The organism is Pseudomonas graminis (assembly GCF_001705435.1).
Taxonomy (GTDB): domain Bacteria; phylum Pseudomonadota; class Gammaproteobacteria; order Pseudomonadales; family Pseudomonadaceae; genus Aquipseudomonas; species Aquipseudomonas graminis_B.
Map to the genome: position 1 here is coordinate 64,863 of NZ_MDEN01000060.1, position 12,257 is coordinate 77,119.

9 protein-coding genes are annotated in these 12,257 nt (G+C 56.8%); 3 read left to right on the plus strand and 6 right to left on the minus strand.

Features of this window, described 5'->3' with window-relative positions; translation table 11 throughout:
- Positions 1-57: 57 nt before the first annotated feature.
- Genes rfbA through rfbB form a run of 3 tightly spaced genes read right to left on the minus strand, consistent with a single transcriptional unit; the run spans position 58 to position 2,923 of the window.
- Positions 58-948, minus strand: coding sequence for a glucose-1-phosphate thymidylyltransferase RfbA (rfbA, locus tag BBI10_RS09695; RefSeq protein WP_065988316.1), 891 nt, complete (start codon positions 946-948; stop codon positions 58-60).
- Positions 945-1,850, minus strand: a complete 906-nt coding sequence (gene rfbD, locus BBI10_RS09700) for a dTDP-4-dehydrorhamnose reductase (protein ID WP_065988317.1) — start codon at positions 1,848-1,850, stop codon at positions 945-947. The genes rfbA and rfbD overlap by 4 nt, the downstream gene beginning before the upstream one ends.
- Positions 1,847-2,923: a dTDP-glucose 4,6-dehydratase gene (rfbB, locus tag BBI10_RS09705; RefSeq protein WP_065988318.1), complete on the minus strand. Its 1,077-nt coding sequence runs from the start codon at positions 2,921-2,923 to the stop codon at positions 1,847-1,849. Before rfbB ends, rfbD begins: the two co-directional genes overlap by 4 nt.
- Positions 2,924-3,218: 295 nt before the next feature.
- Between rfbB and BBI10_RS09710 the strand changes: the two genes are divergently transcribed.
- Entirely contained in the window at positions 3,219-4,379 is a 1,161-nt protein-coding gene (locus tag BBI10_RS09710) for a glycosyltransferase family 4 protein (protein WP_065988319.1), read from the plus strand.
- 11 nt (positions 4,380-4,390) lie between these two features.
- Here the strand turns inward: BBI10_RS09710 and BBI10_RS09715 are convergent, their stop codons facing one another.
- The 3 genes from BBI10_RS09715 to BBI10_RS09725 are packed head-to-tail and all read right to left on the minus strand — an operon-like array spanning position 4,391 to position 8,932.
- Positions 4,391-5,803: a TolC family outer membrane protein gene (locus tag BBI10_RS09715; protein ID WP_065988320.1), complete on the minus strand. Its 1,413-nt coding sequence runs from the start codon at positions 5,801-5,803 to the stop codon at positions 4,391-4,393.
- Positions 5,800-7,125, minus strand: a complete 1,326-nt coding sequence (locus BBI10_RS09720) for an HlyD family type I secretion periplasmic adaptor subunit (RefSeq protein ID WP_065988321.1) — start codon at positions 7,123-7,125, stop codon at positions 5,800-5,802. Before BBI10_RS09720 ends, BBI10_RS09715 begins: the two co-directional genes overlap by 4 nt.
- Before the next feature lie 13 nt (positions 7,126-7,138).
- On the minus strand, positions 7,139-8,932 hold the full coding sequence (locus BBI10_RS09725; RefSeq protein ID WP_065988322.1) for a type I secretion system permease/ATPase: 1,794 nt from the start codon (positions 8,930-8,932) through the stop codon (positions 7,139-7,141).
- A 958-nt stretch (positions 8,933-9,890) separates the two neighbouring features.
- Here BBI10_RS09725 and BBI10_RS09730 point away from each other — a divergent pair.
- Both BBI10_RS09730 and BBI10_RS09735 read left to right on the plus strand, forming a co-directional pair.
- On the plus strand, positions 9,891-10,712 hold the full coding sequence (locus BBI10_RS09730; protein WP_065988471.1) for a hypothetical protein: 822 nt from the start codon (positions 9,891-9,893) through the stop codon (positions 10,710-10,712).
- Positions 10,713-10,731: 19 nt separating this feature from the next.
- The gene (locus tag BBI10_RS09735) at positions 10,732-12,138 is read left to right on the plus strand and encodes a DUF4214 domain-containing protein (RefSeq protein ID WP_083233070.1); all 1,407 of its coding nucleotides are present in this window, start codon (positions 10,732-10,734) and stop codon (positions 12,136-12,138) included.
- The last annotated feature ends 119 nt before the right edge of the window (positions 12,139-12,257 follow it).

Genomic DNA, 12,257 nt, shown 5'->3' on the forward strand with positions numbered 1-12,257 from the left:
CCTGTCTCCACGTGTGGGCTACCCCTTGGCCGTCCACACGTAAGCGATGCCGATACCCTAACGCTGCTGACCGTCCAGCAGACCGCGCAAGTACTGGCCGTAGCCAGTCTTCTTCAGCTTCTCGGCCTGTGCCGCCAGAACCTCGGCGGAAATCCAGCCGTTGGCGTAACCGATCTCTTCCAGGCACGCCACCTTCCAGCCTTGGCGCTGTTCGATGGTGTGAACGAAGTGGCTGGCCTCCAGCAGCGACTCATGAGTACCGGTGTCGAGCCAGGCAAAGCCGCGCCCGAGCATCTGCACGGTCAGACTTTTCTGCTCAAGGTAAGCGCGGTTTACGTCAGTGATTTCTAGCTCGCCACGCTCGGACGGCTGGATGCCTTTGGCGATCTCGACAACCTGATTATCGTAGAAGTACAAGCCAGTCACTGCGTAGCTGGACTTCGGTTCGGCTGGCTTTTCTTCGATGCTCAGCGCACGGCCGCTCTCGTCGAACGAGACCACGCCGAAACGCTCGGGATCGTTAACGTGATAACCGAACACGGTGGCGCCTTCGGTCTGCTCGCACGCAGCGCGCAGATTGTCCGAGAAGTGCTGGCCGTAGAAGATGTTGTCGCCCAGGATCAGGCAGCAAGGGTCTTTGCCGATGAACGCTTCGCCGATGATGAACGCCTGGGCCAGGCCATCCGGGCTCGGTTGTTCAGCGTAGTTCAGCTCGATACCGTACTGACTGCCGTCGCCCAACAATTTGCGGAAGCTGGGCAAGTCTTCCGGCGTGGAGATGATCAGTATCTCGCGCATCCCGGCCAGCATCAGAACCGACAGCGGGTAAAAAATCATCGGCTTGTCGTAGATCGGCAGCATTTGCTTGGAGACACCCAAGGTCAGCGGGTGCAGACGGGTTCCCGAACCGCCAGCCAGAATGATTCCTTTACGATTAGTCGTGTTCATTTGTTCAGAGCTTCCATAAGCATGCGGGTTATGCCACTTTGCCAATCCGGCAAGTGTAGAGAGAAGTCGTTGCGGAGCTTGTCAGTTGCAAGACGTGAGTTCAGCGGACGGCTCGCAGGGGTCGGGTATTCAGTGGTCGGAATGGGGTTGATCGTCTCGACTGCCAGCACCTCGCCGTTGGCTCGCGCGAAGTCGATGACATAGCTGGCGTAGGCGTGCCAGGACGTTTCACCTGTCGGCGCCAGATGGTAAATACCGCACAGCTCGGGACGTACCAAGGCCTGCTGCAACGCCGCAACAGCGACGTCCGCCAGCAAATCGGCGCCTGTTGGCACACCGATCTGATCGGCAATCACGTTCAGCGACGGCCGATCTTTGGCCAGTCTCAGCATGGTTTTGGCGAAATTGTTGCCGCGCGCCGCATAAACCCAGCTGGTGCGGAATATCAGGTGCTTGCAGCCAGAGGCAGCAATAAGCTGCTCGCCCTCCAGCTTGGTGGCTCCGTAGTAATTGACCGGCGCGACGATGTCGGTTTCTTTCCACGGTGTGATGCCGCTGCCGTCGAACACGTAGTCGGTCGAATAATGCACAAGCAGCGCGTCGAGCCGCTTCGCCTCTTCGGCCATCACCTGGCTCGCCAACGCATTGATCGTATGGGCCAGTTCGCGTTCGGTCTCGGCTTTGTCCACTGCGGTATACGCAGCGGCATTGAAGATGATCCGCGGAGCGACGCTGCGGATGGCTTCCCGCAGACCGGCGAGGTCCGACAAATCGCCCACCAGCGTGCCGTAGGGAGTGGCAGCCGGATGGCGATCAAGTGCAATCACCTCACCCAACACGCTCAACGCGCGTTGCAACTCCCAGCCGACCTGTCCGTTTTTACCCAGCAGAAGAATCTTCATGCCTTGTCAGCGCGCGCGGCGTAGTTCTTGTCGATCCATTGCTGGTAGCTGCCGCTTTTGACGTGCGCTACCCACTCAGGATTGTCGAGGTACCACTGCACCGTTTTGCGGATGCCCGACTCGAAGGTTTCCTCCGGAACCCAGCCCAGCTCACGCTGAATTTTGCTGGCATCGATCGCGTAACGCAGGTCGTGGCCGGGACGGTCCTGAACGTAGGTCAGCAGCTCAACGTGAGGACGGAACGCTGAATCAGGACGCAATTCGTCGAGCAACGCACAAATGGTGCGCACGACGTCGATGTTCTGCTTCTCGTTGTGCCCGCCGATGTTGTAGGTCTCGCCCACTTCTCCTTCGGTGACCACTTTGTACAATGCGCGAGCGTGATCTTCTACGAACAGCCAGTCACGAATCTGGTCGCCTTTGCCATAGATCGGCAGTGGTTTGCCTTCCAGTGCATTCAGGATGACCAGAGGAATCAGCTTTTCCGGAAAGTGGAATGGCCCGTAGTTATTCGAGCAGTTGGTGACCAGCGCAGGCAGGCCGTAGGTGCGAGCCCAGGCGCGAACAAGATGGTCAGAGCTGGCCTTGCTGGCCGAGTACGGCGAGCTTGGCTGATACGGCGTGGTTTCGGTGAAGAGGTCTTCCGGCCCTTCGAGGTCGCCATACACTTCGTCGGTCGAAATGTGGTGGAAACGGAAACCGGCCTTTCGGGTTTCTTCCAGCGACGACCAGTAGTTGCGCGCCGCTTCCAGCAGCACATAAGTGCCGATGATGTTGGTCTGGATAAACTCGGACGGGCCGCTGATGGAGCGATCAACGTGGGACTCGGCTGCCAGATGCATCACGGCGTCCGGTTGATGTGCGTGGAATACGCGGTCAAGATCTTCGCGGTTGCAGATATCGACTTGCTCGAAAGCATAGCGCTCGTTCTGGCCAACCGCCTGAAGCGACTCGAGGTTGCCCGCATAAGTCAGCTTGTCGACGTTGACGACCGAATCAGTGGTGTTGGCAATAATGTGCCGTATGACAGCGGAGCCGATGAAGCCTGCGCCGCCAGTAACTAGAATCTTCACTAGCGTTATCTACCTTGATCTGTCAGCAACGCCCTCTTGGCGCTGCATGAGTATGTGGCACACAGGCCTCCCGCGTGAGTCGGGAAGAATTCTGAGCAGAAGCACTGTCGCCCATTGCCAACTGACGGAGAATACAAGCTCTCACGCATCATTTACAGATTGAACGTGTCAGGCAGTACCGCGCGAACGTAAGCTTTCCAAGCGGTCTTCCTGTGCGAGAAATGCCTGAACTGCGAACGCGTGGTAGTCTCGCCAGCTTATTTTCATGACTCGCCGTTTTAGATTGAGAACACCTATGAATATTGGTTTGAGCTGCACCGTCTGGGCAGGATGTGAACGTGCCGGTCATCTCGATGGGATCGGCGTGTACACCCGCTCTCTGTGGCAGGCGATGGAAGCGCTCAAACAAAGCGAAGCCCCCGGCATCACCATCAAGCCCTACGCGTTTGGCCGCAATCTGCCCGAACTGGCGTGCGGCGTACCCAAGACGCTCTCGACTGATTTCCGCATTCAGGTGCTGGCGAGCGGCTTGCTTAGCCTGCCGCTGCCCAACTCCTCGGCAATCGCTCGCGATGTCGACATCGTCCACGCCTCCGATCACCAGATCCCGAGAATCAGTGGCGTCCCCGTGATTGCTACGGTCATGGACGCGATTCCGCTGATCCATCCCGAGTGGATCAGACAGAACCTCAAAACCCTCAAGGGCTGGCTGTTCGCGCGAAGCGTGCACAGCGCCGATCACCTGATCACCATTTCTGAGCACAGCAAGCACGATCTCGTCACGCACATGGGGATCGCCCCCGAGAAAATCAGCGTGACGCCGCTGGGCGTGGACCCGGTCTACTTCGAGCGCATCCCCCTCGAAACCCGCGACGCTGTGCTCGACAAGCATCAACTCAAACCCGGTTTCTTCCTGTTCATCGGCACGCTGCAGCCGCGCAAAAATTTGCCGAAGGTGCTGGAGGCGTTCAACGCGTTGCCGGAGTCGGTGCGCAAAGAGCATCCGCTGATTGTGGTAGGACGTGACGGCTGGGCTAACGAAGATTTGATCCCGCAGCTCAAGGTGCTGGAAGAAAAAGGCGAAGGGCGCTGGCTCAGTTACCTGCCGCAATCCGACGTGTTCGCGCTGCTCCAGAGCGCCAGCGCGCTGGTATTTGCGTCCCTATACGAAGGATTTGGCCTGCCGGTCATCGAAGCCTTTGCTGCCCAGTGCCCGGTTATTGCATCGAACACCACGTCCCTGCCGGAGGTCACCGGCAATGCCGCCTGGGGTGTCGACCCGCTGGATGCTGCAAGCATTTCGGCGGCGATGCTCGACGTGTTGAGTAACGATGCGCTCAGGACCGAGCGGATTGAGATAGGGCTGGAGCGCGCCCGTCAGTTTACTTGGGAAGAATGCGCGCGGCACACCCTGGCGGTGTACCGCAAAGTGTTGGCGGCACACCCCAAGGCGTAAGTCGCTGCAGGTTACTTAGGGGTTACTTTGATGTTACTGGGGGCTGAATTATTCAAGTCCTTTAGTGCTTCCGAATCATCGCCGCCCAGCCACACGTTCACGCTGGCAACGCTCTCTTGCGAAAGCTTGCCGGCCCAACGATTCAGGATGAACAGGTTGGTGATGAAGTCGTACTGCGATTTCAGCAGATCGCTGCGGGCTTTGAACTCGTTCTGCACGGCGGTCAGGACGTCGACGGCGTTGACGATCCCATAGCTAAAGGCTTTCTGTGCCGCGATGCTCGATTGCTTGGCTGAGGACAGGGCGTTCTGGCCTGCGCGGATCTTGTCTACGGCAGATTGAGCAGTGAGATAGGCGTTAGTGGTTTCCTTCACCACTTGCCGGCGCACACCCTCAAGGTCTTGCTCGGCCGCATACTGCTCATCATACAGCCCGCTCACCCGTGCTGAAGTCGAGCCGCCGCTGTAGATCGGCACTTTCAGGCCAATGGTTGCAACGTAGCTGTCACTGCGCGGAGTCAGCGTGTTGTCGTAGCCGACGTCACTCTGCGAAGCCCCGAGGTTGAAACTCAGCGAGGGATAGTGCCCGCCCTTGCCTTCACGGACTGCAGCATCTGCCGCCGCGAGGTTACTTTCGTAGGCTTTGAGCCGGGGATTGCTGTCGAGCGCTTGAGCGATCCAGGCGTCGAGCGGCAACGTCGGCGCCTCGAGCGCGATATCGTTACGAATTCGGCTCAAACGATCGTTGATCGGGCGACCGACAATCTCTGATAGCCCTTCCCGTGACAAACGCACCTGATTGCGCGCTTCAATTTCCTGGGCCAACAACGAGTCGACTCGCGCTTTGAGATCGAGCATGTCGGTAATCTTGGCCATCTGCTTGGCGTACATGGCATTGACGCGATCAAGGCTGCCTTGGGTGGCGCGCCGCTCGGCCGAGACCAGTTCCAGTGCATCGTCGGCAGCGAGCGCCGCAAAGTAACGCTTGGCCAGATCCACTGTCGCTTCGGCCTGCGAGTCCTCGGACTGCGACGCTTTCTGCAGCGTGACGCTCTTGGCCTTTTGATAGCGCTCCCACGCTTCCTTGTTGTAGATGAACTGGCTGAGGTTTAGCCCATAGCTTTTGTTGTCGTAGATTTCTCGCGACTGTTCATCCTTGCGCAGAATTCGGTTGATGTTGCTGCTCGCAGAGACCTGCGGCAGTAACCCACCGAACGCCTCTCTCTCCTGCTGTTTGGCAGACCGCGCGTGCGCATAGGCAGAGAGAATGCGTGGATCTTCAAGCCGAGACTCTTTGTACAACGTCATCAGATCAAGCGAGTAGGTAGAAGCGCTGACCTGTTGCGGAACCTCAGGCTGCGCCGCATTGGCGTTTAGTGCGAACAAACCAAGGAGGAGACCGGGAAGAAAACGGACCACTGTCATTCCTCGATCATCGACTTGGCAAACATGTTATTAGCAGGTTTCAAGAGGTACTGCAGCATCGTGCGGCTACCTGCATTGATCAACACGTCGGCGGGCATGCCCGGCTGGAGACGGCGATCACCCAACCGCTTTTTACCTTCTTCGGTAACCTTGACTCGAACAAGATAATAACCCTCACCTGATTTTTCGTCTGTCAGGCGGTCAGCTGAGATTCGCGTTACTTCGCCTTGAATCACCGGAGTCGTCGCACTATTGAATGCACTAAAACGGATATCTGTCCGCTTGCCGACAGTGATGCGGTCGATGTCATTGGTACCGACATGCGCCTCGACCACCAACTCTGAAGCCTCCGGCACGATGTCGAGCAAAGGGGTCGCCGCGCTGACTACACCGCCGATGGTGTGGACCTTCATGTCGAGGACCATCCCGTCCTCGGGCGCGCGAATAACGATGCGAGACAAACGATCTTTAAGCGCAGTTGCCTTTTCTTGCAGGTCAAAGACCTGGGCCTGCACATCACTCAGGTCCTTGGCGACATCGGAGCTGAATTTCTGGTTGGTCTGGACAATCTGCATCTCGGTTTCGTTGATCTGCAGACGCGTTTTGGTGATCGTCGATTGGTGGTCAGCAACCTCTGACTTGAGCATGTCCAGCTTGCGTTCTTGTTCCAGCAGACGCTGGTTATCGACGAAGCCTTGGCGCAGCAGATCCTTAAGCTCAGTGATCTCGCGGGTGTAGGACTTTTCCAGATTGACCTTCGTTCCGATCATGTCGTTTAGACCAATGATCTGCTGCTTCAACTGGCCAATCCGCTCTTTCTGCACTGAGATCTCGCCCAGCCTCGCGTCGTGCCGCGACCTGAACACCTGCGCTTCACCGTTGATGGCCTCACGCGCGCGATCACTCTCGACACCGTCGATGACCAGTGCGGGAATAGCAGGCAAATCATCACGCTCGGCGCGCAGGCGGGCTTCTTTGGCGCGCGCCGTGATGAGCTGGTTGCGGGTGGATTCGTATTCGGAACTCAGCTGGCCATCATCAAGCACGATCAACGGATCGCCCTTATGCACGGTATCCCCGTCTCGAGCGAGCAGTTCTTTAACAATGCCGCCTTCCAGATGCTGCACCGTTTTACGATAGCTCTGAACGGTGACGATACCGGTGCCGTAAACAGCGTTGCCCAGTGGAGCAAAAGCGGCCCACGTGCCGAACAGGCCAAAGGTCACCAGAACAATTGTCATCCCTACCCGGCGAATACCCCGGTCGGAGGTCGGCATATCGGCAGTATTTTCTTCAAGCACGGTCATGGTGTTGCTGGTCATTCGTGAATTCCTTTCAAGCGCTTGGCTGTTCTTCACCCGATGCCGCCGGTGCTGCTGCGGGCGCGGATGGCGTTGCCGCTGCCACACGAGGGTGAGCCTGACCTTGTGCCTGGGCTTGAGCCTTGGCCTGTTGTTGAGCCAGTTCCGCAATGACTTGGTCACGTGCGCCATACATGGAAAGCGTGCCAGCGTTCAAGACCATAACGCGATCCAGACGGGACAGAATGTTCGGACGGTGGGAAATAATGAACACCGTTGCGCCAGTTTCCTTGATCTTCTGCAGAGCCACGCCAAGTGCACGTTCGCCGACTTCATCAAGGTTGGAGTTTGGCTCGTCGAGTACAATCAGGCGAGGGCTGCCATACACCGCACGAGCAAGACCGATACGCTGCCGCTGACCACCGGAAAGATTCACACCTTCACTGCCTATAACGGTGTCATAGCCGTTAGGTAGCTGAAGGATCATTTCGTGAACGCCTGCGATACGCGCCGCCAGCACCACCTGCTCAGGGTCTACCTTGGCAAACCGGGCGATGTTATCGCTGATGCTGCCTTCAAAAAGCTCAATATCCTGAGGCAGGTAGCCTAAGTGCGGACCGAGTTCCTGCTTGTCCCAGGAACTGATGTCCGCGCCGTCCAAACGCACCGTGCCGTGCTGCGGCGGCCAGATGCCAAGCAGCGCGCGGGCCAAGGTCGACTTGCCCGCTGCGCTTGGCCCGACGATGCCGACGATGCTGCCCGCGGGAGCCACGAAACTGATGTTCCGGATAACCGGTGCCTTTGCGCCGGGTGGCGCAACTACAAGGTTTTCGACCTGCAAGTGCCCCTCTGGATCTGGTAACGACATGCGATTAGGCTCGGCGTTAAGCTTTTCAAGCGTGTCGTTCAGACGCTGGTACTGCATGCGGGCCGCTACGAATCCCTTCCAACTGCCGACTATCTGATCTATCGGCGAGAGCGCACGGCCAAGCAGCAACGAACCGGCCATCATAAGCCCTGGGTTTATCTCGTGGTTGATGGCCAAATATGCGCCGGCGGCGAGCATCATCGACTGGCCCCAGTTCCGGAAGGTTTTCGAGATTGATGTGATGACCCCACTCTTATCACTGGCTTCGGATTGGAGTACCAGCACACGTCGCTGGCGGACTGCCCAGCGTCCTATCAACGTGTCGAGCATACCCATGGACTCGATCACTTCTGCGTTGCGCAAATTCTTTGTAGTGTGAAGATTTGCGGTGAGGCTCTGCTTGTTGGCCTCCGCCAGCGTGTTACTTGTGTAGCGATGAGTGAGGTATGCCAGTGCGATTAATACTGCCGCAGAACCTACGGTCATCCAGCCAAACCATGGATGGAACATGAACATGACAGCGGTATAAATCGGTAACCATGGTGCGTCGAAGACCGCGAACAGACCGCTACCGGTCAGGAACTGTCGAAGCGAAGTTAAATCGTTCAGGGATTGGGCCGAGGCGTCCATCCCACCGCTGGCTAGCGCTCTCTTGAAGCTCGCACGGTAGACATCACGGCTGAGTAGCACGTCCAAGCGATTGCTGATGCGAACCATAATCCGGGACCGAACCCACTCCAGCGATCCGAGTGTCGCCATTAAGAGGGTCAAGATTAACGTCAGCATGATGAGCGTGGACGTGCTATTGCTAGGGATTACCCGACCTGATATCTGGATCATGTAGAAGGTGGGGACCAACATCAACGTGTTGACGAAGAAGCTGAAAAACCCTACTGAGATGAAGCTGCCCTTACAAACCTTGAGGGCAGCTTGCAGATTGTTTTCGTGTGAGCGACTCATGGAATCCATTACTGATGAGATTGGGCTGCGAACGCGGCCGAGTGTACCATCGGCATCGTCCCCGGGCAGCATTAAAGGGCCACCAAAAAGACGCCCATCCGGCGGATTTCATGAAACTTTTTTTAAAAAAGCAACTACCTGTCTAGCCCGGGCCTTACAGATTCCTCCGATCGATTGGTAACTTGCCGGAATCGCCTAACTGCCCCTCTTATAATTTCGAGATATTTCCTTATACAACTTCTGAACTCCGCAGGAGTGGCCAGGAACGGCTTTAATATGCGCAGCTAATGCGTCATTAGTGTCGCTTACCGCCCTCATAACACCATCCCACCCCGCCCTCATTTGGAGGCTTTGGCAAACGAGAACACGGGCAAGAAACGAGTCAGCGAGCCAGCGATACCGAAGCAGCACAGGAACGGCGGACGCGCAAAATAGAAGCAAAAATCCCCATAAGGCGCGCACTCATCAAAAATATTTTTTTAGTCCTTCTCCCATGACGAAAGCGCTCTAGGACGGGCTAAAACGGCTGGCGCCCGCAGTTGCAACGGCCGCGCTGTCAATTTCTTTAGCGCCAAACGACGATCGGTCATGATTTGTAAATATCGCCTCACCGCGGCCGGCTAGGCTCGTCGAAACGACTGCTCAACCCTTCGGCTTTTGAGCTGACCAACGGTCCCCACAAATCAGTGAATCCATATCACTATGCCTGCCGGGATGTTCTTACCTCATCTGAGGAAATTTCCTACCAATGAATTGACATTTTCGTTGGATCCATTAGTCTCAGCTCTCGGCAAATGCCACCAGTACGCCATTAAGTTGCACGGTATCTGGAGTGAGTTGATTGGATTGAGACTCTCAACTGCTGTCAGCTCGGGATAAGAAGGAAACTTATTGAGTGCAGTCGCAAACATTAGATGGCTTGAAAATTACCTCCCGCGTAACTCTGCTTGAGCCCGGGATGTATATCTTTCGCTACGCCTCCCAGCCCATTGCAGAGCGCAGCGTCTGCATTGCCTTGCAGCAAGCGCCGCTCGGCAAGGGCGTCATTGATTTCTTTCCTGCGGAAGGCGTGTCCAAGAACATGCTAACCAAGCTCGGCGACTGCATCATCGGGCGGGTCAAGGGCGCGGTAACAACCGTCTTAATCACTGAATACTATCTGGCCGACGTCGCCGTCGACCCTGTCGACTTGCGCATTGACCGCATCGATACCTCTCCGGCAATTATGCGCAATTTCCTGCCAGCGAGTCCGACCCCAGAGGCCGTGGCTTTCTCACGCACGACGGCTGTGCGGGCCGTGCTGAAGCTGACCGGCCATGTAGAAAAAGCCGGCGACATTTCCGTAGTGGATGAATGTCTGGGTGACGCGCGCAGTAGCGAACGCCTGGAAGGCTTTTCCGTTCACTGGGATAACAAACCTACGGGCGTTGATCTGGCTTACACCAGCACCATCGCCGGCGCAGGTCCCAGTCAGAAGGTACTGACGGGCAGCTTCACAGGGGCCCGCAATAAGAACGCATCACTGACCGCGGTTGGCTTCGGGCTGACTGGCCCTGATCGTTCTCAATATGAATTGACTGGCTACGTCGTGTTTGCGGGCGCTGCGCCCCAGCCTATCGTCGCAGAACAGATGCTTTTCGGACCCAGGGGCAGTGAGCCGCTGGTTGCTATACAGCTTTCGATTACTCCCGTTACCGAGATCAACGCTCTCCGCCATAAGTCTCTCAGGGAAAAACCTGCGTCTACGCAGACAGATAGCAACATCGGCCAATTGGCCTGATACATCAGGAATATGACTCATGGCATTGCAATACGATACTCCGGTAACAGCAGCAGACCTGTCCTCCTCCCTGGCAGCCAACCCATCGATCTCCGACTCCACCATCGCAGCTATCAGCTCCCTGCTGAATCTCGATACCGCTAGCACTACCGTCGCCGTTGCGTCTTTCGATGCAACCACCGGTGTTGTGACTGGCCCAGAAGGCGTCACTCCAGAAGTCGTCACTATCTCGGCAGACGTGAACACGCTGGCACGCGCCGCTGCTCCTCAGATCAATGTTGATCTGAAAGCCGTTGCTGATGCTTCCGTCTTCATCATCCAAAGCGATGCAGGCGTGACTGCGACCCTGGCTACAACTGCTGGCGCTGACAAAATCATCGTTGGCGGTAACGGTAACGACAACATCACCGTAACCGGCGATGCGAACGTAACTGTTGACGGCGGTGACGGCAACGACGTAATCACCACTGGCGGGGGCAATGACACCGTCATCGGCGGTATTGGCGTTAACTTCATCACCACCGGTGCAGGCAACGACACCATCATCACTGGTGCTGGCATTGCAAACACCATCGACGCTGGCACAGGTTTCGACACTGTTGCAATCGGCGGCGCACGCGGTGACTTCACCGTTGCTCAGTCGGGTTCGACTCTGATCCTGAACGGCGACGACCAGACCACCAGCGTTACTCACGCTGAGTTCCTGACCTTCACTGACGGCCAGACTCTGGCTATCGCTGACAACGCTGACGATGCTGCTGTTCTGCGGCTGTACGAAGGCCTGCTGGGTCGCGACGTCGATGCCAACGGCGCTGAGTTCTTTACCACAGCTCACGACAACGGCGTTAGCGCTGCTTCGCTGGCTGATGTCGTCGTTAACTCTGCCGAGTACAAAGACGTCCTCGTCGATAACTACCTGGACAGCCTGTACAACAACCTGCTGAATACTGGTACTGGCGCTGACCAAGCTGGTCAGGACTTCTGGTCCAATGCTGTCGCAAACGGTCAGAGCCTGGCTCAAGTTACCGCGAGCATCGCTGCATCGGCTGAAGCTCAAGGCACCACCATCACTGATACTGCCTTCGTAAATAGCCTGTATGAGTCTGCTCTGGGTCGCGCTGCAGACACCAGCGGCCTGGACTTCTGGGTTGACGCTCTGTCCAACGGCACCAGCCGTACTGACATTGCTTCGGGCATCATCACTTCGGGTGAAGCCGCTGACCACGCTAACGTCGAGTTCGTGAACTCCCTCTACGCCAACGCTTTGGGTCGTGACAACGACGCAAACGATGTAGGCGGCAAAGCGTTCTGGCTGACCGCTCTGGACAACGGTGTGTCGCAATCTCAAGTGGCCATCGACATCGTCGGTTCTGCTGATGCACAAGCTCACATCACCAACGTTGTAGTTGTACCTGGTTCGGTCTAACTCACCGCTCCTTAGTCACCCCGAATACCTTCGACCGCAAGGTCGGGGGTTTTCAAAAAAGGGGCACCCTCTCGGGCGCCCCTCTTTATTTATATGCGAATCAGCCAATGGCCACTTCT